Annotated in this window: 26 protein-coding genes; 17 read left to right on the top strand and 9 right to left on the bottom strand. The window is 62.5% G+C overall.

Going from position 1 to position 19057, the window contains the following annotated elements; all coding sequences use genetic code 11:
- Nucleotides 1–61: 61 nt before the first annotated feature.
- A complete protein-coding gene (locus NKI25_RS07060) occupies nt 62–943 on the bottom strand; it encodes a transporter substrate-binding protein (protein ID WP_031212143.1) in 882 nt (293 codons plus the stop codon).
- Between the two features lie 128 nt (nt 944–1071).
- On the opposite strand from NKI25_RS07060, the gene NKI25_RS07055 reads away from it, so the two are divergent.
- Complete coding sequence (locus NKI25_RS07055; protein ID WP_352589863.1) at nt 1072–1875, top strand: IclR family transcriptional regulator; 804 nt, start codon at nt 1072–1074, stop codon at nt 1873–1875.
- A 34-nt stretch (nt 1876–1909) separates the two neighbouring features.
- Here the strand turns inward: NKI25_RS07055 and NKI25_RS07050 are convergent, their stop codons facing one another.
- Nucleotides 1910–2113 carry a YdcH family protein gene (locus NKI25_RS07050; RefSeq protein WP_023678480.1) on the bottom strand — a complete coding sequence of 68 codons (204 nt, stop codon included), beginning with the start codon at nt 2111–2113 and terminating at the stop codon, nt 1910–1912.
- A 239-nt stretch (nt 2114–2352) separates the two neighbouring features.
- Here NKI25_RS07050 and NKI25_RS07045 point away from each other — a divergent pair, with 239 nt between their 5' ends.
- From NKI25_RS07045 to NKI25_RS07015, 7 genes are all read left to right on the top strand, one after another.
- Nucleotides 2353–2532, top strand: coding sequence for a YdcH family protein (locus tag NKI25_RS07045; protein ID WP_023678481.1), 180 nt, complete (start codon nt 2353–2355; stop codon nt 2530–2532).
- Nucleotides 2533–2732: 200 nt separating this feature from the next.
- Nucleotides 2733–3986 carry a flavodoxin-dependent (E)-4-hydroxy-3-methylbut-2-enyl-diphosphate synthase gene (gene ispG / locus NKI25_RS07040; RefSeq protein WP_352589860.1) on the top strand — a complete coding sequence of 418 codons (1254 nt, stop codon included), beginning with the start codon at nt 2733–2735 and terminating at the stop codon, nt 3984–3986.
- Nucleotides 3987–3990: 4 nt separating this feature from the next.
- Entirely contained in the window at nt 3991–4845 is an 855-nt protein-coding gene (locus NKI25_RS07035; RefSeq protein ID WP_023678483.1) for a lytic transglycosylase domain-containing protein, read from the top strand.
- A 160-nt stretch (nt 4846–5005) separates the two neighbouring features.
- Complete coding sequence (locus NKI25_RS07030) at nt 5006–6202, top strand: phosphoglycerate kinase (protein WP_352998288.1); 1197 nt, start codon at nt 5006–5008, stop codon at nt 6200–6202.
- A gap of 140 nt (nt 6203–6342) precedes the next feature.
- Nucleotides 6343–7368 (top strand): class I fructose-bisphosphate aldolase, encoded by a 1026-nt coding sequence (locus tag NKI25_RS07025; RefSeq protein WP_352644525.1) that lies wholly within the window; start codon nt 6343–6345, stop codon nt 7366–7368.
- A gap of 150 nt (nt 7369–7518) precedes the next feature.
- The gene (locus NKI25_RS07020; protein ID WP_023678486.1) at nt 7519–8259 is read left to right on the top strand and encodes a DUF899 domain-containing protein; all 741 of its coding nucleotides are present in this window, start codon (nt 7519–7521) and stop codon (nt 8257–8259) included.
- Nucleotides 8260–8341: 82 nt separating this feature from the next.
- Nucleotides 8342–9073: an SGNH/GDSL hydrolase family protein gene (locus NKI25_RS07015; RefSeq protein ID WP_023678487.1), complete on the top strand. Its 732-nt coding sequence runs from the start codon at nt 8342–8344 to the stop codon at nt 9071–9073.
- A 13-nt stretch (nt 9074–9086) separates the two neighbouring features.
- On the opposite strand, the gene NKI25_RS07010 is transcribed toward NKI25_RS07015, so the two are convergent.
- Nucleotides 9087–9248, bottom strand: a complete 162-nt coding sequence (locus NKI25_RS07010; RefSeq protein WP_352454847.1) for a hypothetical protein — start codon at nt 9246–9248, stop codon at nt 9087–9089.
- A 202-nt stretch (nt 9249–9450) separates the two neighbouring features.
- On the opposite strand from NKI25_RS07010, the gene NKI25_RS07005 reads away from it, so the two are divergent.
- The 3 genes from NKI25_RS07005 to NKI25_RS06995 all read left to right on the top strand — a co-directional run bounded on the left by NKI25_RS07005 (nt 9451) and on the right by NKI25_RS06995 (nt 10905).
- Nucleotides 9451–9618 (top strand): hypothetical protein, encoded by a 168-nt coding sequence (locus NKI25_RS07005; RefSeq protein WP_023678489.1) that lies wholly within the window; start codon nt 9451–9453, stop codon nt 9616–9618.
- Between the two features lie 141 nt (nt 9619–9759).
- A complete protein-coding gene (locus NKI25_RS07000; protein WP_352998287.1) occupies nt 9760–10167 on the top strand; it encodes a hypothetical protein in 408 nt (135 codons plus the stop codon).
- Nucleotides 10168–10185: 18 nt separating this feature from the next.
- Nucleotides 10186–10905: a helix-turn-helix transcriptional regulator gene (locus NKI25_RS06995; protein ID WP_023678491.1), complete on the top strand. Its 720-nt coding sequence runs from the start codon at nt 10186–10188 to the stop codon at nt 10903–10905.
- Between the two features lie 58 nt (nt 10906–10963).
- Here the strand turns inward: NKI25_RS06995 and NKI25_RS06990 are convergent, their stop codons facing one another.
- The 3 genes from NKI25_RS06990 to NKI25_RS06980 all read right to left on the bottom strand — a co-directional run bounded on the left by NKI25_RS06990 (nt 10964) and on the right by NKI25_RS06980 (nt 13296).
- Nucleotides 10964–11659, bottom strand: coding sequence for a DUF1013 domain-containing protein (locus NKI25_RS06990; RefSeq protein WP_023678492.1), 696 nt, complete (start codon nt 11657–11659; stop codon nt 10964–10966).
- 353 nt (nt 11660–12012) lie between these two features.
- Nucleotides 12013–12153 carry a DUF1127 domain-containing protein gene (locus NKI25_RS06985; RefSeq protein WP_023678493.1) on the bottom strand — a complete coding sequence of 47 codons (141 nt, stop codon included), beginning with the start codon at nt 12151–12153 and terminating at the stop codon, nt 12013–12015.
- A 132-nt stretch (nt 12154–12285) separates the two neighbouring features.
- Nucleotides 12286–13296, bottom strand: coding sequence for an NAD(P)H-quinone oxidoreductase (locus NKI25_RS06980; RefSeq protein WP_036238914.1), 1011 nt, complete (start codon nt 13294–13296; stop codon nt 12286–12288).
- A gap of 124 nt (nt 13297–13420) precedes the next feature.
- Here NKI25_RS06980 and NKI25_RS06975 point away from each other — a divergent pair, with 124 nt between their 5' ends.
- The 3 genes from NKI25_RS06975 (at nt 13421) to NKI25_RS06965 (ending at nt 15278) form a co-directional block, all read left to right on the top strand.
- Entirely contained in the window at nt 13421–13615 is a 195-nt protein-coding gene (locus NKI25_RS06975; RefSeq protein ID WP_023678495.1) for a DUF1192 domain-containing protein, read from the top strand.
- A gap of 96 nt (nt 13616–13711) precedes the next feature.
- On the top strand, nt 13712–14959 hold the full coding sequence (locus NKI25_RS06970; RefSeq protein ID WP_023678496.1) for an MFS transporter: 1248 nt from the start codon (nt 13712–13714) through the stop codon (nt 14957–14959).
- Between the two features lie 31 nt (nt 14960–14990).
- Nucleotides 14991–15278, top strand: a complete 288-nt coding sequence (locus NKI25_RS06965; RefSeq protein WP_023678497.1) for an ArsR/SmtB family transcription factor — start codon at nt 14991–14993, stop codon at nt 15276–15278.
- A 143-nt stretch (nt 15279–15421) separates the two neighbouring features.
- Here the strand turns inward: NKI25_RS06965 and NKI25_RS06960 are convergent, their stop codons facing one another.
- Together NKI25_RS06960 and NKI25_RS06955 are read right to left on the bottom strand one after the other, a co-directional pair.
- The gene (locus tag NKI25_RS06960; RefSeq protein ID WP_352457946.1) at nt 15422–16078 is read right to left on the bottom strand and encodes a glutathione S-transferase family protein; all 657 of its coding nucleotides are present in this window, start codon (nt 16076–16078) and stop codon (nt 15422–15424) included.
- Between the two features lie 61 nt (nt 16079–16139).
- Nucleotides 16140–16991: an alpha/beta fold hydrolase gene (locus NKI25_RS06955; protein WP_352571983.1), complete on the bottom strand. Its 852-nt coding sequence runs from the start codon at nt 16989–16991 to the stop codon at nt 16140–16142.
- Nucleotides 16992–17088: 97 nt separating this feature from the next.
- Between NKI25_RS06955 and NKI25_RS06950 the strand changes: the two genes are divergently transcribed.
- The 3 genes from NKI25_RS06950 (at nt 17089) to NKI25_RS06940 (ending at nt 18448) form a co-directional block, all read left to right on the top strand.
- Complete coding sequence (locus tag NKI25_RS06950; protein ID WP_352451127.1) at nt 17089–17613, top strand: winged helix-turn-helix transcriptional regulator; 525 nt, start codon at nt 17089–17091, stop codon at nt 17611–17613.
- Nucleotides 17614–17688: 75 nt separating this feature from the next.
- On the top strand, nt 17689–17919 hold the full coding sequence (locus tag NKI25_RS06945) for a hypothetical protein (RefSeq protein WP_023678501.1): 231 nt from the start codon (nt 17689–17691) through the stop codon (nt 17917–17919).
- A 97-nt stretch (nt 17920–18016) separates the two neighbouring features.
- Entirely contained in the window at nt 18017–18448 is a 432-nt protein-coding gene (locus NKI25_RS06940) for a GlcG/HbpS family heme-binding protein (RefSeq protein WP_023678502.1), read from the top strand.
- Nucleotides 18449–18458: 10 nt separating this feature from the next.
- Here NKI25_RS06940 and NKI25_RS06935 read toward each other — a convergent pair whose 3' ends face one another.
- The gene (locus NKI25_RS06935) at nt 18459–18860 is read right to left on the bottom strand and encodes a hypothetical protein (RefSeq protein ID WP_023678503.1); all 402 of its coding nucleotides are present in this window, start codon (nt 18858–18860) and stop codon (nt 18459–18461) included.
- Between the last annotated feature and the right edge of the window lie 197 nt (nt 18861–19057).

Raw genomic sequence — 19057 nt, 5'->3', positions numbered from 1 at the left:
CTCGTCATGGAGGGCTGTGATGAGAGAAGGCGGAAGGACGTTGTCCTTCCGCCTGCTTGCATCAAATGACCGGGAAACCGGGATGGCGCGCCGGCGGCTCCTGTCCGAAATAATCCTTGAACGCAGCGTCGTAGAGTGCCGTTTCATGGCCGAACATGGCGATGGTGAAGGTCTGGTTGACGAAGGTCAGCCAGTCGAGGTCGCCCTGCCGCAGCGCGGCACCATAAAGCATCGAGAACCAGCTCTTGCCGGCATCGAAGTACTTATCCGGATTGCGCGAGGCGAGCCAGCGCACCGTTGACAGATCGACCGCGGCGGCGTCGACGCGCTTCGATTCCAAGGCCTGCAGCACGTTGGCCTGCGTGTCTATCTGCATCACCTGCGACTCCGGCAGGACGATATGCACGTTAGCCTCGGCATCGACATTTTGCAGGATGGAAATCCGCGTCGCCGAACCGCCGGCAAGCAGCTTGTCGAAGGTCTTGTTTTCGGCGTTCGGAAGGGTCAGCAAGGCGATGCCTTCGACGTAGTAGGGTCGGGAGAAGTGGATCAGCTGCGAGCGCTGGGCGGTCATGGTCATGAACTGGATGGTGATGTCGACCTTGTTGGTGGTCACGTTTGGAATGCGCTGAGCCGGATCCTGCATGACGAATTCCACTTTGGTCGGATCGTCGAAAAGCCCCTTGGCGAGAATGCGACCCATGGTGATGTCCATGCCCACCAGTTCGCCGGCGTCGTTCTCGAAATGCCAGGGCGCATTGGTACTGCCGGTGCCGACGATTACCTTGCCGCGCTCGAGGACGGTGCGCAGCAGGCTGTCCGGCGCTGCCTGGGCCGCCGCTTTCTGAACGTCGACCGCGGTAGCGGCGCTCATCACTCCGGCCGTTGCAAGCCCGGCCATTCCCAGTTTCAGAAATTCACGCCTTTTGGATGTGTCGTTCACGGCGACCTCCTTTCGTGTTGTGTTCCCCTTTGGATCAGCAGTACAGGCATCGGTTGCAACTGACGTCATTGTCCCTTACAAGAGACGCCTGTACTCTGTACAAGACAGATTAACATCAGGAATCGATAATGCAAGATGGCAATGCCTTGGCCGCTCGACCGGACGCCGGTCTGGACGAAGACAAGAACTCGGGTTCTCGGGAGAAGGGCCTCAACCGGGTCCTCCAGATTCTGGAGTTTCTCCACACGACCCAGCGTGCGATCGGCATTGGCGACCTTGCCAGAGGGGTGAATGCACCGCGGTCGACGACCTATACGCTGGTGCGCTCGCTGGTCGACGCAGGCCTGCTGGAAATGGCCGGGGACGGCAATCGGGTCTATTTCGGAAAGAAGCTCTACCTCTACGGAATGGACTATGTGCGGGGCAACGACCTGCTCAGGCGAGGGCGCCAGGAAGTCGACCATCTGTCACGCGAGACCGGCGAGACCTCGGAGTTGTGCATGCTGCAAAGCGGCCGCTACACCATCGTCCATTCAAGCCCGGGAACGAGGCCATTCCGGATCAGCTCGGCGACCGGTCTGCAAATACCGCTCCCCTGGACAGCTTCCGGGCGACTGCTCCTCGCCGGCTTCGACAGGGCAGCGATTGAGGATATGGTCTCCGAGGACGATCTCGTGCTGCCGGACGGCCGCAGATTGCAGCTCGACGATTTCATAGACGACATCGCCGTCGCCAAGTCGGCCGGCTACTGCGTCACCTCCGGCCTTGTCGATGCCTACACGAAATGTCTGGCCGCGCCGGTCTTTTCAGCGCCGGGCAGGGTCGAGGCGACGATGTGCCTGGTGGTTCCCATCGATACCTCGACCGAAAAGACCGATGACCTGATAGAGCTGTTGCTCGAGCGCGCCGCGCGGCTTTCGATCGCGGCATAGGCCGCCTTTCCAGCAGGCCAGCGCCGGCGTCCGTTCAAGCGATAATGTCTGGAATGATCTTGTCTTCCAGCGCCATCAGCCTGTCCTTAAGGAAGAGCTTCTTTTTCTTCATGCGCTGGATCTGCAGCGGGTCGCAATTCATGGCAATCATCGCATTGATTGCCGCGTCGAAATCGGCGTGTTCCTGCTTCAGCCGGGAATATTCGAGGCGGATATCTGCCTGTTCCTGATCGGACATTTTTACCGTCTGCACGTCTGCGGCGCCCAAACTATGGGCCTGATTGGGCGGGACCGGGTCTTCTTGCACCGGCGCGCAGCCCATATCACATTTCATATTGGCGTGGAATGCTACCACGCAGCATTCGACATCGGTGCGCGATGGTGGCACACTGTCATTATGCCGTCACAGAAGCGAGCCTGCGGTGGACGTGCCATGACGGCTGCAATCCGAGGAAATCATGAACGGGAGAACCAATCATGTCTCTTGCATCCCATCTTGATGAGCTGCAGCGGAAACACGGCGACATCGAACGGGAAATCGACGATGCGATGACCCATCCGTCGGTAGACGACCTCGAAATCGTGAATCTCAAGCGGCGCAAGCTGGCGCTCAAGGACGAGATTGAAAAACTGAAGGCGAAACCGACGACCCACTGAAGCCCTTCCAGGACTAGAAGCGCCGCCCGGCGCGCGATCTTTCCGGTGGCATCGCTATGCTGCCGGAAACGCTCGCGGATTTGCGGCAAGCTGCCGTCTTGTTGTTTCCGATTTGCTGGGCCTGCGCGCCAGTCGCCATTGACAAGCCATCTTTGCTCCTCCACCTCATGCCCGGACCTTCAAGATTAAAGGCAGCCGGCATGACCGGATATTTTTCCTCACCCTTCCCGCGCCGCAGGTCGGTCGGTGTCGACGTCGGCGGCGTGATGGTCGGCGGCGGCGCCCCAGTCGTCGTCCAGTCGATGACCAACACCGACACGGCCGATGTCGACCAGACGGTCGCGCAAGTGGCGGCCCTGCATCGCGCCGGCTCCGAGATCGTGCGCATAACGGTCGATCGCGACGAAAGCGCTGCCGCCGTACCGGCCATCCGCGAGCGACTGGAGCGGCTCGGCATCGACGTGCCGCTGGTCGGCGATTTCCATTATATCGGCCACAAGCTCCTGGCCGATCATCCGGCCTGCGCCGCGGCCTTGGCCAAGTACCGCATCAACCCCGGCAATGTCGGTTTCAAGGACAAGAAGGACCGGCAGTTCGCGGCAATCGTCGAGATGGCGATCCGATACGACAAGCCGGTGCGCATCGGCGTCAACTGGGGTTCGCTCGACCAGGAGCTGCTGACCCGGCTGATGGATGACAACCAGGCCCAAGGCTTTCCGCTGACCGCGCAGGAAGTGACGCGCGAGGCAATCGTGCAATCGGCGATCCTGTCGGCCGAAATGGCCGAAGAGATCGGCCTTGCGCGCGAGAAAATCATCCTGTCGGCCAAGGTCAGCGGCGTGCAGGATCTGATCGCCGTCTACACCGAGCTTGCCACCCGATCCGACCATGCGCTGCACCTCGGCCTGACGGAGGCCGGCATGGGCTCGAAAGGCATCGTCGCCTCGTCCGCTGCCATGGGCATCCTGCTCCAGCAAGGCATCGGCGACACCATCCGCATCTCGCTGACGCCGGAGCCGAACGGCGACCGCACGCGCGAGGTGCAGGTGTCGCAGGAGCTGTTGCAGACCATGGGCTTCAGGCAGTTCGTGCCGATCGTCGCCGCCTGCCCTGGTTGCGGCCGCACGACCTCGACCGTGTTCCAGGAGCTTGCCCAGAACATCCAGGCCGACCTGCGCAAGAACATGCCGGTGTGGCGTGAACAATATCCCGGCGTCGAGAACCTCAAGGTCGCGGTGATGGGTTGCATCGTCAACGGTCCGGGCGAATCCAAACATGCCGATATCGGCATTTCGCTGCCCGGCACCGGCGAGATGCCGACCGCCCCGGTATTCGTCGACGGCAAGAAGGCGGCGACGCTGCGCGGCCCATCGATTGCCGCGGATTTCGAGAAGATGGTCGCCGACTATATCGAACGGCGGTTCGGGCAGCACGACAAAGCCGCGGCGGAGTAGTTGAATGCGGCGTTTGCTCGGCGCGGCGCTGGTTCTCATTTGCGGGCTGATCTGGGCGACAGCCGTTCAGGCCGATCCACCACGGCCCGCCAAAAAGAAGCTGATCGACCAGGTTTGCAACCTGATCGAGGCCCATGCCGACCGGAACGGGCTGCCCAGGGATTTCTTTGCCCGGCTGATCTGGAAGGAAAGCCGTTTCGATCCCAATGCGGTCAGCCCGGTCGGCGCCGAAGGCATTGCCCAGTTCATGCCGGGCACCGCCAGGATGCGCGGGCTCGCCAATTCCTTCGACATCGAACAGGCGATCCCGGCCTCGGCAAAGTACCTCGCCGAAATGAAATCCGGTTTCGGCAATCTGGGCCTCGCCGCAGCCGCCTACAACGCTGGCGAGACCCGGGTGTCGCGCTGGCTGAATTCCGGCGGCTTCTTGCCGATGGAGACCGAAAGCTACGTTCTGGACGTCATGGGCGAGCCGGCCGACAACTTCACCAATACCGCCTACGCCGGCGTCATCCGGCCGCTCGACAAGAAGGCGAGTTTCGCTGCCGCTTGCCGCGAGCTGCCGGTGATCATGTCCAGAACCGTGCCGATGTCGTCGATCAACATCAAGCCGTGGGGGGTGCAGGTGGCCGGCAATTTCCGCCGCGCCGCGGCGCTCAACCAGTGGCTGAGAGTGAAAAGCCGGTTCCCGGCACTGCTTGCCGGCCACGATCCGGTGGTCAGCCGGGTACGTACCCCGATCGGTAGGCGCGGCATCTATGCCGTGCGGATCGGCGCCGATAGCAGAGCCAAGGCCGACACGATCTGCGACAAGCTGCAAAGCGTGGGCGGCGCATGCATCGTGGTGCGCAATCGGTAAGCCATATGTCGGTGCGTTTCGCGCCATTGCTGCCATCTTGCTCCCCGTGGGCACTTCGTCCTCGACACGTGAATCATATTTTCGGCGAACCGTTAGCCAGGTCTTGCATCGTCGTCGATGCGGGGTAAGGTCCCCGCGATTTTTCGCGAAAGGGATCAGCATGGCCGGCTTCAAGACACTGGACGACATCGGCAATATCAGCGGCAAGCGTGTGCTGGTGCGTGTCGACCTCAACGTTCCCGTCACCGAGGGCAAGGTCACCGACGCCACCCGCATCGAGCGCATTGCGCCGACCATCGCCGAGCTCTCCGGCAAGGGCGCCAAGGTCATCCTGCTTGCCCATTTCGGCCGGCCCAAGGATGGACCGGCGGCGGAATTCTCGCTCGAGCCGATCGCCAAGGCGACGGCGGACGTGCTCGGCCGTCCGGTTGGCTTTGCCTCCGATTGCATCGGTGACAAGGCGGCAAATGCCGTTGCTGCCATGAATAACGGCGACGTGCTGCTGCTCGAGAACACCCGCTTCTACAAAGCTGAGGAGAAGAACGACCCGACCTTCACCGAAAAGCTCGCCGCCAACGGCGACATCTTCGTCAACGACGCCTTCTCGGCTGCGCACCGCGCCCATTCGTCCACGGAAGGCCTGGCGAATGTGCTGCCGGCGTTCGCCGGGCGCACCATGCAGGCCGAGCTCGATGCGCTGGAAAAGGGTCTCGGCAATCCTGTCCGTCCGGTTGTCGCCATCGTCGGCGGGGCCAAGGTCTCGACCAAGATCGACCTGTTGATGAACCTGGTGAAGAAGGTCGATGCGCTGGTCATCGGCGGCGGCATGGCCAACACGTTTCTCGCGGCACGCGGCACCGACGTCGGGAAATCCTTGTGCGAGCATGATCTCGCGACCACCGCCAAGCAGATCATGATCGAGGCGGCCGAGGCCGGCTGCGCCATCATCCTGCCCGCCGACGGCGTTGTCGCCAGGGAGTTCAGGGCCGGCGCCGTCAGCGAGACCGTCGCCATAGCAGACGTGCCGGCCGACGGCATGATCCTCGACGTCGGCGCAAAGACCGTGAAAACCATTGCCGAATGGATCGACCGCGCCGCGACGCTGGTCTGGAACGGGCCGCTCGGCGCCTTCGAGATCGAGCCATTCGACCACGCAACGGTGGCGACGGCCAGGCACGCGGCAGCGCGCACCAGGGCCGGCAGACTGATCTCGGTCGCTGGCGGCGGCGACACGGTGGCGGCGCTCAACCATGCCGGCGTCAGCGATGATTTCACCTATGTCTCGACGGCCGGCGGCGCTTTCCTCGAATGGATGGAAGGCAAGCCCTTGCCCGGCGTCGACGTATTGGAGCGCTGAGCGCGGCCGCAAGAGCAGCGCGAAGGAGTGCGCCCGCGACTTTCAATCGATTCGCGCTTGTTTGACGAAATGGTTCGACTTGAACCTGCGTTGCTCTGGTGGTCTGCTGGGCGCGGATCAATTCTTTCAGGAGAAGCACGATGAGCGAACGTCTCGAGGACATTGCCGCCGCGATGGTGGCCAATGGCAAGGGCCTGCTGGCTGCCGACGAGAGCTCCGGCACCATCAAGAAGCGCTTCGACGTCATCGGTGTCGAGTCGACCGCCGACAGTCGCCGCGACTATCGCGAGATGATGTTCCGCGCCAGCGATGCAATGACCAAGTACATTTCCGGCGTCATCCTCTACGACGAGACCATTCACCAGAAGGCCGCCGACGGCACACCGCTGGTCGACATCATCAAGGCATCAGGCGCTATCCCCGGCATCAAGGTCGACGCCGGCGCCAAGCCGCTGGCCGGCTTTCCCGGCGACACCATCACCGAGGGCCTCGACGGCCTGCGCGAACGCCTTGCCGACTATTACAAGCTCGGCGCCCGCTTTGCCAAATGGCGCGCGGTGATCGACATCGATGTTGCCAAGGGCGTGCCTTCCGCCACCTCGATCGGCTCGAACGCCCATGCGCTCGCCCGTTACGCCGCGCTTTGCCAGGAGGCCGGCATCGTGCCGATCGTCGAGCCGGAGGTGCTGATGGACGGCGCCCACGACATCGACACCTGCTACGAGATCAGCAAGGCGACGCTGACAAAGTTGTACACCGAGCTCTATGCGGCCCGCGTCGTGCTCGAAGGCACCATCCTGAAACCGAACATGGTCCTTGCCGGCAAGAAATCGGGCAAGGTCAGCAGCCCCGAGGAAGTCGCCGAAAAGACCATAAAACTGTTCCGCGAGACGGTGCCGGCGGCGATTGGAGGCATCGCCTTCCTTTCGGGCGGACAATCGGACGAGCAGGCGACCGCCAACCTCAATGCCATCAACGCCATCGGCCCGCATCCGTGGAAGCTGACCTTCTCCTACGGCCGCGCCTTGCAGGCCGCTCCGCAGAAGGCCTGGGGCGGCAAGGCAGCGAACGTCGCCGCCGCGCAGGCCGCCTTCGCCCATCGCGCCCACATGAACCATCTGGCAGCGCTTGGACAATGGCAGCCGACGCTTGAGCAAGCCGCCTGACGGAATTCAGGTTGCGTTCCCTCCGACCCGGGCCATGTGCCCGGGTTCGTTTGAAAGCAGCAAGGTCTGCAATTTCCTGCTACTGAAAATGCAGCTCGGTGTCGGTATTCCTCGCTGCCGAACGTCCTCCGTGAAAAGAGGAGCAGACCGATGCCAAACAACAAGACCGTTTCGCAGGAAGAGTGGTTTCAGGCGCACAAGGCGCATCTGGCGCGCGAAAAGGAATTGACGCGCTTTCGCGACCGCGTCGCCGCCGAACGCCGCGAACTGCCGTGGCTGAAGATCCGCAAGGACTATGTCTTCGAGACCGAGCAAGGGCCAAAGAAACTGCCCGACCTGTTCGGCGGCAACAGCCAGCTGATCGTCTACCATTTCATGTTCGGGCCGGGCGCCGATTATCGTTGCGAGGGCTGCTCGTTCCTTGCCGACCACATTGACGGTGCCAACCAGCATCTCAGGCACCACGACGTCTCGCTCGTGGTGGTGGCGCGGGCGCCGCTGGCCGAGCTTCTGCCCTACAAGCAGCGCATGGGCTGGAAATTCGACTGGGTGTCGTCGTACGCTTCGGACTTCAACTTCGACATGCAGGTGTCATTCACCGACAAGCAGATCGCGGCCGGCGACACGACCTACAATTTCGAGCGGCGCGCGCGGCAATCGAAGGATCTTCCCGGCACCAGCGTGTTCTATCGCGACGAGAAAGGCGACATCTTCCTGACTTTTATCTCGCGCTCCAGAGGCGGCGATCCGCTGATCGGCGCCTATCACTATCTCGACCTGACGCCGAAGGGTCGCAACGAAACCGGTCCCCACCATAGCCTGGTGGACTGGGTGCGGCTGCACGACGAATATGCGGATACGCCCGAAATGCAGGACAGCTGCTGCCATTGACGACAGGCGGTCACCCAAGGTCTTTCGTCTTCGGCCCGACATGCGCTAAGTGCTGTTCGCTATGCCCTAAAAGGGACTTGCCATGCGGCGCTTTCCGACCCTTCTCACCTGGCTCGCCTTTCCGGTCTATGTCTGGCAAGGACTTGGCGTGCGTCGCCGCACCGCCCGCATGCTGCCGGCACAAGGTCCGGTCATGCACGAGATATCTGGCCTGGCGCCAGCAATCTCGGTTCTGGTGCTTGGCGATTCCTCCGCCGCCTCGGTAGGCATCGGCAATTCCGAAAACGGATTGGCCGCGCAACTGGCAGTTCTGATTGCGCAACGCACCGGCCGCACCGTGCGCTGGCGGGCGGCCGGCTTCAACTCGGCAACCTCTGGCCAGATCCGCGATCATGTGCTGCCCAATCTATCGGCCGATCCGTGGACGCATATCGTGCTGGCCATCGGTACCAACGACACCAAGAATTTTCATTCGGTACCGCGCTTCAAGCGCGAGTTTGGCGGCCTGCTCTACGCGCTGCGCGCCAAATGGCCGGAAGCGCGCGTCGTGTGGTCGCCGGTGCTGGAGTTCACCCGGGCTCCGGCAATGCCGCCGCTGCTCGGCAAGATCCTCGAAATCCGCGCCGTCGAAATGAACCGGATGGGCGAGCGCCTTTGCCTCGAACGCGGCGCCATACCGGCGCCCCGGCTGCCGATCACGGATGCCGATGCCGGCTTCGCATCGGATGGATTTCACGCTTCGGAAGCCGGCTACCGAGCCTGGGCGGAACATCTGGTCAGCCTGGTGCTCGCCAACGAACCGGGCGTCGCGTAGCGGGCCGCCCGCACTACGTCCAGTGCCCGAGCACCGCCGTAATCGAAATCGCCGCCATCGCCAGCAGCGCCAGCTTCCAGAAATCGCTGCGCCGCTTCAGCCCGGGCCAGCCGAGCGGCTTGATGAGCTGGATGACCATCATGAGGATGATGACGAGCGCGAGAAGTTTCGACATGCAGCCTTTGATCAGCATCGCGGCTGGCTGTCAAAGCGGCTCCGGGATCGCCGGCTTCCACTGCGGCAGGCCTCTTTTCAGCACTGCCTTGTCACTTCGATGGATAAATCGGAACGCCGGTCATGAGAGCCGCACCCTCCTGACAGACTGCTGTCAGCAGGGGTGTGCGATAGTGCCTGCATCGAAAGAGAGGAGACCAGCCATGAACGGTATTACCATTCTGCGTAGCGTGCAGCACTATGTCGGCAAGATCCGGACGATCCGCAATGAGATCCGCACCCAGCGATTCATGAACACCCTGCCGGCGGACATCCGCAAGGATATTGGTTGGCCGGACATGTATGGCGACCGCCGCAATGGCGGCAATTGAGGCAAGCTTTCTGCGTGGCGTTTGGATGCGACCTGGCGACGAGCTGAAATGGGCATGCTGAAGCCTCCTGACAGTATGGTGTCAGGAGGCTCGTGCCATAGTGCGATGGCCGCCGGAGCCGGATGGCCGAGAGGACGATCGATGAAAAGCTGGAACGACAGGCTGAACACGCCTGGCATCAACGGCATAAGACCGTCGCCACGCACCATCGGCGACGTCGTCGAAGGCCAGCCGATGCTGGTTCCTACAGCTCGCCAGGTCCATGCATTCATCCGCTCCATCCCCGAAGGCATCGACATGAATATCCGCGCTTTGCGCACCGCTCTCGCCATCGAGCACGATGCCGAGATGACATGTCCGGTCACCATCGGCTATCATCTGCGCACCGTCGCCGAGGCCGCCAACGAGGATCTTGAGCGTGGTATGGCGCTGGGCGACGTTGCGCCGTTCTGGCGGGTGGTCGACGCAAACACGCCGACAACGAGGAAATTGTCCTTCGGCGCGGCCTTCGTCGCCGCGCAGCGCAAGCGCGAAGGGCTGGAACGATAGACGCCGAGGGACCATACGATGCGCCGCGCCGACAGGCTCTTCCAGATCGTGCAGCATCTGCGTGGTGGTCGTCTGGTCACCGCTCAGAAGCTGGGCACGTGGCTCGAGGTTTCCGAGCGGACGATCTATCGCGACATCGCAGACCTGCAGTCGACCGGCGTGCCGATCGACGGCGAGGCCGGTGTCGGGTACATGATGAGGGAGGGTTTCGACCTTCCGCCGCTGATGTTCACGCGTGACGAGATCGTCGCGCTGGTCGCCGGCGCCCGCATGGTGCGCGCCTTTGGTGGCGCGGCCATGGCGCGAGCCGCCGACGAGGCGCTGGTCAAGATAGGCGCCGTGTTGCCCGACGCCGAAAAGGACCGCATCGCCCGTACCGAGATCCACACGCCGATGTGGGTGGTAAGCGATGCCGCCCGCGAAGCCATCGACCTGATCGAGCGGTCCATCGAGAAACGTCAGGTGCTGACCATCGACTATTCGGATGAGGCCGGCCGCAGCACCGCGCGCGACATCCGCCCGCTCGGCCTGTGGTTCTGGGGCAAGGTGTGGACCTTGGTCGCCTGGTGTGAGATGCGCGGCGATTTCCGCGCCTTCCGCATCGACCGCATCGCCTCGGTGGTCATCGCCGGCCGCACCTTCAAGCCGGAGCGCGGCAAGCAGCTCGCCGATTTCTATCGCGCGGTGGAGCGCAGCGAGGATTACGGCATGGCGCCGGACCGGGCGGCGCGAAGCTGACACGGAAGATCACAAAAAAGCCCGCTTGAAAGCGGGCTTTTTGTTTTGGATGCCAGACCTACTCCTCTTCGTCGGCGTCCTTGTCCTTCGACTTCAGCGCCGAAAGCTTGGCGAAGACGGCGTTGGCGTCAAGTTCGCGGTCCTCGTCCTTCGGCTTTTCGGGCGCCGGCACCAGCCGTTCGGTCAAGGCGGCCGGCAGCAGCGTATCGCCGACCGGCTGCGCCTGCTCGCGGCCGCGCGAGGCGCGGTTGATTTCCATATCGAGGTCGATCTGCGACGTCAGGCCGAGCGTCACCGGATCCATCGGCTGGAGATTGGCGGAGTTCCAGTGCTTTCTGTCGCGGATCTGGTCGATCGTCGACTTCGTTGTGCCGACAAGGCGGGCAATCTGCGCATCCTTGAGCTCGGGATGGTTGCGCACCAGCCAGAGGATGGCGTTGGGCCGGTCCTGGCGCTTCGACAGCGGCGTGTAGCGCGGACCCTTGCGTTTGGATTCCGGCACCCGCACCTTGGGATCGGAGAGCTTCAGCCGGTGGTTGGCGTCCTTCTCGGCGCGCGCGATCTCGTCGCGAGTGAGCTGGCCGGTCATGATCGGGTCCATGCCCTTGATGCCTTGCGCCGACTCGCCGTCGGCGATCGCCTTGACCTCAAGCGGATGCAGTCCGCAGAACTGCGCGATCTGCTCGAAGGAAAGCGCTGTGTTGTCAACCAGCCAGACGGCGGTCGCCTTTGGCATCAGCAGCGTATTGGCCATTACAAAAATCCTTCTCGTTCGCCCGCGTTCCCGCGCGGGCGGTGGTTTAGAGCCACCAAAATGGGAAAATCGCGGTCTATATAACCGCTCGCTCGCCGTTTCGCAATCTTTTTGGCAGGCGCGCGTCAAGGACGGCACGGCAGCGCGACCAGCAGACCGCGAAGGTCGGCAGATGACGCCATGCAGTCGAAAGCTTCAAAAAGACAAAGCCCGCCAGACCAAGGTCGGGCGGGCTCGGAACCGGCGACGGAAATCCGTCTGCTGCGGCTCTGGCTTCTAAAGCTTGATCCCGAACCGCGGCTCGGCGTTGCCGAAAAGCAGCGCCCGGTCTTCGAGCGGGATCGTGCTCGAGATCAAAGCCCTTTGCGGGCGATTCTCTCGATGTCGCCGCGGTTGATGCCGAGGTCGTTGAGCTGACGAGCATTCAGCCGGTTCAGTTCGCGCACGGTTTCGTTGTACATGCGCCAGTTACGGAAAGCGCGGATCGGGTTCATGATAGTCCTCCATCGTTTTGATGCCGCGTAAATAGGCATCGGCGATGAAAAATTGAACAGACGCTTTTGCATGGCCGCAATGCGTTTGTTGCATTGCACCATTAAGCTTTCGTTCAGCCTGTTTGCGGGCCGTCAGGCGACATCGAGCACAATCTTGCCGATGTGCTCACCCTCCTCCATCCGCTCATGCGCCCGCCACGCTTCCTTGAGCGGGAAGATCGTATCCATCACCGGCGCAACCTTGCGCGTGCCGAGCAGCGGCCAAACCTGCGCCTCGAGCGCAGCCGCAACTGCCGCCTTGAACTCCACGGTGCGTGGCCTGAGCAGCGATCCTGTGTGCACGAGCCGCTTGGCCATGATCTTGAAGAAATCGGCGCTCGCCACCGTCCCGCCCTGCGTCGCGATCTGGACGATGCGGCCTTCCATGGCTGCAGCCTCATAGTTTCGCGCCACATAGTCGCCGCCGACCATGTCGAGGATGACATTGGCACCCTTGCCGCCGGTTGCCTCCTTGACTGCGGCGACGAAGTCCTCCTCGCGGTAGTTGATCGCCCGGTCGGCGCCGAGCTTGAGGCAGGCGTCGCATTTCTCCTTGTTGCCGGCGGTGGTGACGACATAGGCGCCGAAAGCGGCAGCAAGCTGGATCGCCGTGGTGCCGATACCCGACGAGCCGCCATGCACGAGCAGGGTCTCGCCGCTCTTCAGGCCGCCGCGCTCGAAGACATTGTGCCAAACAGTGAAGTAGTTTTCCGGCAGCGCCGCCGCTTCGGTGTAGGTAAAGCCGGCGGGCAGCGGCAGCACGCTGCCGGCGTGCACTCTGACATATTCGGCATAGCCGCCGCCCGCCGTCAGCGCACAGACCCGGTCGCCGACGCGCCAGCGCGATATCTCGTCACCAAGGGCAGCGACTTCGCCTGCTGCTTCCAGGCCCGGCAGATCCGACGCTCCCGGCGGTGGCGGATAGGCGCCCTTGCGCTGTTGCACGTCCGGCCGGTTGACGCCGGCGGCCCGCACCCGGATCAGGATCTCGCCGGGACCGGGAACCGGTACGTCGCGGGTTTCCGGTTTCAGCACCCGCGGCCCGCCCGGTTCCGATATGGCGATCGCCATCATCTTCGCCGGAATTTTCTGTGCGTTCGCCATGAATTTTCCCGTCGTGCTCCGCCGGTTTCTCGTGCCAGCTCTTGCCCGCCATTTGCATCCATACCCTTGCCCTATGTATGCTCATTGGCAAATCAGGCAAATGGGCAATCACGGAGGAGCGACGATGGCGATCTTCGACGACGAACCCAAGAAGAAAGCGCGCCCGCACGAGATCGGGCAGGATCTGTCGCTGCTTTCCGTCGACGAATTGTCCGAACGGATCGGCATCCTGCGCGACGAGATCGCCCGGCTGGAAGCCGAGCTCAAGACCAAGGGCTCGACCAAGTCGGCGGCAGAGGCGCTGTTTCGCCGCGGGTAGTTACTGCGGGTAATGCCAAAAGCTCGGGCACGCCGCCGAAAAGCCCGAATGCCGCTGTCTGCAGACTTGTGCCCTAAACCCCAGCCGGATTGAAAAATGTTCGCAAGCTACAGACCGATCCTCTCGCTGCTGCGCGGCACCGCGTTCCTGTTGGCGGCATCCGGACTGCACGGTCTGCTGTTGCCGCTGCGCGGCCAGGTGGAGGGCTTCTCGACGGCATCGCTCGGCCTGATGGGCACGGCTTGGGCCGGCGGCTTCGTCACCGGCTGCTTCTTTGCGCCACGCATCGTGCGCCGCGCCGGTCATGTCAGGGCTTTCGGCGCCTTTGCCGCATCGGGAGCGATCGTCGCACTGCTCACCGGCCTGATCATCGACGAATATACCTGGATCCTGCTGCGCGCCTTCACCGGCTTCACCATGGCCGGCGCCTTCATGGTCATCGAAAGCTGGCTCAACGAGAAGGCCACCAACGAAAACCGCGGCACCGTCTTCGGCCTCTACATGATGGTCACCTATGCCTCGATCATGGGCGGTCAGATGATCGTTGCCGGCGGCGATGTGAGATCGGCGTCGCTGTTCATGATCACCGGCATTCTGTTCTGCCTGTCGCTGATCCCGACGGCGGTCTCGACGGCGTCTCACCCCAAGCCGCTGCAGGACGTGTCGCTTGACGTCAAGGGGCTCTACGTCAATTCGCCGGTGTCGGCGATCGCTTGCGTGCTGATCGGCATCGCCAACGGCGCCTGGGGTACACTTGGTGCCGTCTATGGAGCGCGCATCGGCATCTCGACAGCCGAGATCGCGCTGATGATGAGCCTCGTGGTCATCGCTGGTGCCGCCATGCAGCTTCCGGCCGGGCGGCTCTCCGACACGACGGACCGTCGTTTCGTGCTGGCGGGCGCGGCCTTCGGTGCTGCGCTGTTTGCCATCGCCATCTTCCTGTTCGAACCGCGCTCCGGCGTCTTCGTCATCGTCTGCACCGCCGCCTACGGCGCCTTCGCCTACACGCTCTATTCGATCGCGGTGGCGCATGCCAATGACCATGCGCGATCGGAGGACTTCGTCAAAGTGTCGGGCGGCCTGCTGCTGCTTTATGGCTTCGGCACGATGATCGGTCCGCTGGTGGCCGCCGGCCTGATGGGCTGGATGCGCCCTGAGGGGCTGTTCCTGGCCACTGCGCTCGCGCATCTCAGCCTGGCTGGCTATACGCTGCTGCGCATCAGCCGTCGCGCGCCGGTGCCGATCGAAGGCCGCGATGCCTTCAAGACCCAGCCCGCCGATCGCTCGGTGACGCCGGAAGCGTTGCGGCTCGACCCGCGCAGAAAAGCTGAAGCCGACAGTTGAGATTCGAGGCGCTTTGCCCCACAAATAAGGCATGATGCTTTCCGACGCCTTCATGGCGATTGCCGATCCCAACCGGCGCCATCTCTTGGAAGAGCTCCGGCGCGGACCGAAGACCGTCAACGAATTGGCATCCGGCTTGCCGGTGTCCCGCCCGGCCGTTTCGCAGCACCTGAAGGTGCTGCTTGATGCGGGGTTGGTCAACGCCAAGCCGGAAGGCACCAGGCGCGTCTATACGGTCAGCAATGCCGGCTTCCTGAAGCTCAACATCTGGCTTGACCAGTTCTGGGATGCGGAGCAGCTCGGTTCACCCGGAAGCTGAGGGGCATCGTCAGCGCGTCGAGCAACTATGCAGCATCGGGCCTAGAGCAATTCCAGGAAAAGTGTGAAACGGTTTTCCGTACGGAATTGCGCAAAAACAAAGAGATAGAGCGGTTCGGCGTTTCCGTGAAACGATGAACCACTCTAGCCATTGTTGTAGGGGAAGAGCTTGAAATACGGCTGCGCTTCCTCGATCACACGGGCAACCGAGGGGCGTTGCAGCAACCGGTCGTGATAGCGCCTGACCGCAGGATATTCGTCTCCGAACGGCTCGACCTTGTTGGCGTAGAACAGCGCGGGGGCGGCAGCGCAGTCGGCCATGGTGAAGCTCGCACCCACCGCCCATGTCCTCGACTGCATGTCCTGTTCAATGATGGCGTAGGAGCTGCGCAGCTGGGCGCGGGCCTGCTCGACGCCGAACGGATCGGTCTTGCCCTCCGGCCGCAGCCGGTCGCCAACGATCTTCTGCATCGGTTCCTGGACGTAGAAGTCATAGAAGCGGTCGGCAAGCCGGGTCTGACGGGCGAGATCGAGATCGCCGGGGATCAGCTCGACCGGTCCGGGATAATACGCGTTGAGATATTCGATGACGATCGTCGATTCCGGCACGGTCCGGTCCAGCGCCTCATCGCGCAGCACCGGCATCTTGCCGGCCGGCCACAATTTCAGGAACGCCGCGCGCGACTGTTCGTTGCCGAGATCGACGACGACCGATGTGAATGGCGTGCCGTTCTCATAGAGCGCGATCAGCGGTTTCCAGCAGAAGGAGGCCAGCGGATGAAGATGCATCGTCAGGGACATTTTTGCTCCTATCTTTGGTGCTTCGTCTCGCGGGCATCCGGTGTCAAGGTTCGGCCCGCTGCTACGTGGCCCGGCTGTGGGCGACGATCGCATCGATGATCGCGGCCCAATCGTCGGGATGCAGCTCGTGGCCGCCGCCCTCGATCCGGACCAGTCTTGCACCGGCGACCGCGTCGGCAAGAGCGGCGCCATGCTCGGCTGGAAAGATCGGATCGTCGGTGCCGTGGATAACGAGGAGCGGAATCTTCATCTCGTGCAGCCGCCCCGTCCAGTCCTCGCCGCTCCGATCTTCGCCGCCCTTGAGCATGAAGTGATTGGTCGCGCTGAGAAAGCCGCCGGACCGGTCGTAGTCCTGTTCCACGAACGCTCTCGTCCGCGCCTCATCGAACGGATGCGCGGTGCCGGCGAGCGCACGCGCGTTTTTGACCATGAAATCGACCGCTTGGCCACGGTCAGACCAGTCGACCTTGGCGCCTTCGGCCGAATGTTTCCTATAGGCCTCGGTGGTTCCGGGCAAATGCGACGTATCGATGCCCAGGGGCGAGCTGCTGATCACCGTCAGCGAATTGACACGCGGCGGGTATTTCAACGCAACGAGCTGCGCGATCATACCGCCCATCGACATGCCGACCACGTGCGCCTTTCGGATTCCCTGGTCGTCAAGGACGCGGACGGCATCGTCCACCATGTCGTCGAATGTATAAGGCGGCTCGCCCGGCGCGTATTTGGTCGAACGGCCGGTATCGCGATTGTCATAGCGGATCACGAAGCGACCCTCGCCGGCCAGCTTCCGGCAAAACGCTTCGGGCCACCAAAGCATGGAAGCCATCGCGCCCATGATCAACAACACCGCCGGATGGGCCGGATCGCCGAACGTCTGGGATACGATTTCGGGGTGTTCGGCGTTTCTCATGACTTTCCTCCTTGGGCTGCAAATCCGATTGCAAGTTGCAATCAGTTGCACGATATTAAAACCGATACGATAGTGCAACCGGTTTTTGGAGATTCGCATGAACATCGATCGTCGGTCCGGATGCCCCATCAACCTGTCGCTCGAAGTGTTCGGTGACCGGTGGAGCCTGATCATCCTTCGCGACATCATCTTCGGCGGCAGACGCCACTTTCGCGAACTGCTCAACGGCTCGATGGAGGGCATCGCCTCCAACATCCTCGCCGACCGGCTGAAGCGGCTGATGGAGCTCGGCATGCTGACCAAGGCGGACGATCCCTCCCACAAGCAAAAGGCGATCTACAGCCTGACCGAAATGGCGATTACGCTGGTGCCGATCCTGGCGCATCTCGGCGCCTGGGGCCGCGTCTGGCTGCCGGTCAGCGAAGAGCTCTCTATCCGTGCCGAGCTTCTGGAAAAAGGCGGCCCGCCGATGTGGGATAAGTTCATGAACGAGTTGCGCCACGAGCATCTGGGTGCGTCTCCCGCCCCATCTGGACCCACCGTCCGCGCGACTTTGCAGGCCGGATACGATGCGGTAGTCGCCCGCAAGGCGGAGCGAGTCGGCTGCGATCCGGCGCCATGACCAACTTATTTTCCCAATTGCGGGCTGGCTCTGCTATCAAGGGACTGAAGATAATTTACGGATTGGATAACGCTCTTGGTCGAGAACTCTAAGGACACTGCCCGTGCGCGGGCCGATTTGCGTTTCAAGAAACAGGAAGAGGCAGCCACGGTTCGCCAGAAGGCGATGGCGGAATATGTCGCCGAGAGCGACGCTCGCCAAGCCAAGACCAACAAGCTGCGGGCGCTGCGCCTCGCCAAGGAAGCGGAAGACCTGGCCAATGCGCCTCCGGCCCCGGTGAAGAAGCCTCGCGCCAAGAAGAAATAGGCCGGCGCTCCCAGAATGCATGCTTCCTTTCGCACGCGAAACAGTTCACTCGGAGTCTGTTCTGCCGGTTGATAACTGGCGCGTTTAGGAGACGGCCATGACCGCACTGACGCTCGACAAAGCCCTTGAAATCATCGCCGCCGCCTTTGCCAAGGGTGCCGAGCTCAAGCTCAGGCCGCTTGGCGTCTCGGTGCTCGACGCCGGCGCCCATCTGGTCGCGTTCCAGCGTCAGGACGGCGCCTCTTTCCTGCGTCCGCAAATGTCGGCCGGCAAGGCCTATGGCGCGCTCGCTATCGGCATGGGCTCGCGCCGGGTGGAAGCTTTCGCCAAGGAGCGCCCGCATCTGATCGCCGGCGTCTCCGACGTGTCGGGCGGGCGCGTCCTGCCGGTCGTCGGCGGCGTGCTGATCCGCGACAACGCCGGCACGATCATCGGCGCCATCGGTATTTCCGGCGACACGTCCGACAATGATGAAACGGCAGCCATCGCCGGCGTCGAGGCGGCTGGCTTCACCGCTGACCCGGGCTGAGTCGGGATCCTTAACTCATATTGATGTCGCGGGTGGCCGACCGCATCGACACCGAAAAGCCGGCCAGCACGTCGATCAGCGCTATGACCATCAGTGTGAAGAAAACGGAATGGGCGGCGCCCTTCACCAGCAGGAACTCGACCAGATAGGCCACAAAGACGAAGGTCGACAAAAGATGGTCCATGATCGAGGCATTTGTCGTGCGCGTCGACTTCACCACTTCGACGAACAAGAAGATCAGTGCGATCAGCACGATGAGGTCGCCGAGGGTCATCGAGAACACGCCACCCGACATCATCCGGACCGAAAACATTTCGGTGGCCCACGGATCGTCGCCGCTGCCGAATATTCCCAGAAGCCCGAGATTGTAGAGGATGAAAGGCACGATCAGCAGCGGGATGGCACCGAACATGTGGCGGCTCCGGTTGGACTGATCTTTGTAGAGTGCGCCCGGCGTTCGCCGTCAAGAATTTTCGTGCGGCCGATAAACACGGACAAAGACGGCGTGAAACAACAATGTCAGGCCCGGCTGATACGATCAGTTGTCGCAAACGCAAAAAGACCGGCCAATGGCCGGTCGTTTCGCAACCCATAAACCGTCGAAAGCTC

Source organism: Mesorhizobium sp. M0808 (assembly GCF_040320025.1).
In the GTDB taxonomy this organism is placed as follows: Bacteria; Pseudomonadota; Alphaproteobacteria; order Rhizobiales; family Rhizobiaceae; genus Mesorhizobium.
Note: the sequence above shows the minus strand (reverse complement) of the source record. Positions and strands in the feature narration are given on the sequence as shown.

What these genes read in the sequence shown, in the direction of transcription:
- NKI25_RS06985 (WP_023678493.1), bottom strand. Translation starts at nt 12,153, where the DNA reads ATGAACCCGATCCGCGCTTTCCGTAACTGGCGCATGTACAACGAAACC.
- NKI25_RS06965 (WP_023678497.1), top strand. Translation starts at nt 14,991, where the DNA reads ATGATGCTTTCCGACGCCTTCATGGCGATTGCCGATCCCAACCGGCGC.
- NKI25_RS06990 (WP_023678492.1), bottom strand. Translation starts at nt 11,659, where the DNA reads ATGGCCAATACGCTGCTGATGCCAAAGGCGACCGCCGTCTGGCTGGTT.
- NKI25_RS06980 (WP_036238914.1), bottom strand. Translation starts at nt 13,296, where the DNA reads ATGGCGAACGCACAGAAAATTCCGGCGAAGATGATGGCGATCGCCATA.
- NKI25_RS06960 (WP_352457946.1), bottom strand. Translation starts at nt 16,078, where the DNA reads ATGTCCCTGACGATGCATCTTCATCCGCTGGCCTCCTTCTGCTGGAAA.
- NKI25_RS07045 (WP_023678481.1), top strand. Translation starts at nt 2,353, where the DNA reads ATGTCTCTTGCATCCCATCTTGATGAGCTGCAGCGGAAACACGGCGAC.
- NKI25_RS06995 (WP_023678491.1), top strand. Translation starts at nt 10,186, where the DNA reads ATGCGCCGCGCCGACAGGCTCTTCCAGATCGTGCAGCATCTGCGTGGT.
- NKI25_RS07000 (WP_352998287.1), top strand. Translation starts at nt 9,760, where the DNA reads ATGAAAAGCTGGAACGACAGGCTGAACACGCCTGGCATCAACGGCATA.
- NKI25_RS06975 (WP_023678495.1), top strand. Translation starts at nt 13,421, where the DNA reads ATGGCGATCTTCGACGACGAACCCAAGAAGAAAGCGCGCCCGCACGAG.
- NKI25_RS07050 (WP_023678480.1), bottom strand. Translation starts at nt 2,113, where the DNA reads ATGTCCGATCAGGAACAGGCAGATATCCGCCTCGAATATTCCCGGCTG.
- NKI25_RS06940 (WP_023678502.1), top strand. Translation starts at nt 18,017, where the DNA reads ATGACCGCACTGACGCTCGACAAAGCCCTTGAAATCATCGCCGCCGCC.
- NKI25_RS06955 (WP_352571983.1), bottom strand. Translation starts at nt 16,991, where the DNA reads ATGAGAAACGCCGAACACCCCGAAATCGTATCCCAGACGTTCGGCGAT.
- NKI25_RS07025 (WP_352644525.1), top strand. Translation starts at nt 6,343, where the DNA reads ATGAGCGAACGTCTCGAGGACATTGCCGCCGCGATGGTGGCCAATGGC.
- NKI25_RS07010 (WP_352454847.1), bottom strand. Translation starts at nt 9,248, where the DNA reads ATGTCGAAACTTCTCGCGCTCGTCATCATCCTCATGATGGTCATCCAG.
- NKI25_RS06950 (WP_352451127.1), top strand. Translation starts at nt 17,089, where the DNA reads ATGAACATCGATCGTCGGTCCGGATGCCCCATCAACCTGTCGCTCGAA.
- NKI25_RS06970 (WP_023678496.1), top strand. Translation starts at nt 13,712, where the DNA reads ATGTTCGCAAGCTACAGACCGATCCTCTCGCTGCTGCGCGGCACCGCG.
- NKI25_RS07020 (WP_023678486.1), top strand. Translation starts at nt 7,519, where the DNA reads ATGCCAAACAACAAGACCGTTTCGCAGGAAGAGTGGTTTCAGGCGCAC.
- NKI25_RS07035 (WP_023678483.1), top strand. Translation starts at nt 3,991, where the DNA reads ATGCGGCGTTTGCTCGGCGCGGCGCTGGTTCTCATTTGCGGGCTGATC.
- NKI25_RS07005 (WP_023678489.1), top strand. Translation starts at nt 9,451, where the DNA reads ATGAACGGTATTACCATTCTGCGTAGCGTGCAGCACTATGTCGGCAAG.
- NKI25_RS06935 (WP_023678503.1), bottom strand. Translation starts at nt 18,860, where the DNA reads ATGTTCGGTGCCATCCCGCTGCTGATCGTGCCTTTCATCCTCTACAAT.
- NKI25_RS07030 (WP_352998288.1), top strand. Translation starts at nt 5,006, where the DNA reads ATGGCCGGCTTCAAGACACTGGACGACATCGGCAATATCAGCGGCAAG.
- ispG (WP_352589860.1), top strand. Translation starts at nt 2,733, where the DNA reads ATGACCGGATATTTTTCCTCACCCTTCCCGCGCCGCAGGTCGGTCGGT.
- NKI25_RS07015 (WP_023678487.1), top strand. Translation starts at nt 8,342, where the DNA reads ATGCGGCGCTTTCCGACCCTTCTCACCTGGCTCGCCTTTCCGGTCTAT.
- NKI25_RS07055 (WP_352589863.1), top strand. Translation starts at nt 1,072, where the DNA reads ATGCAAGATGGCAATGCCTTGGCCGCTCGACCGGACGCCGGTCTGGAC.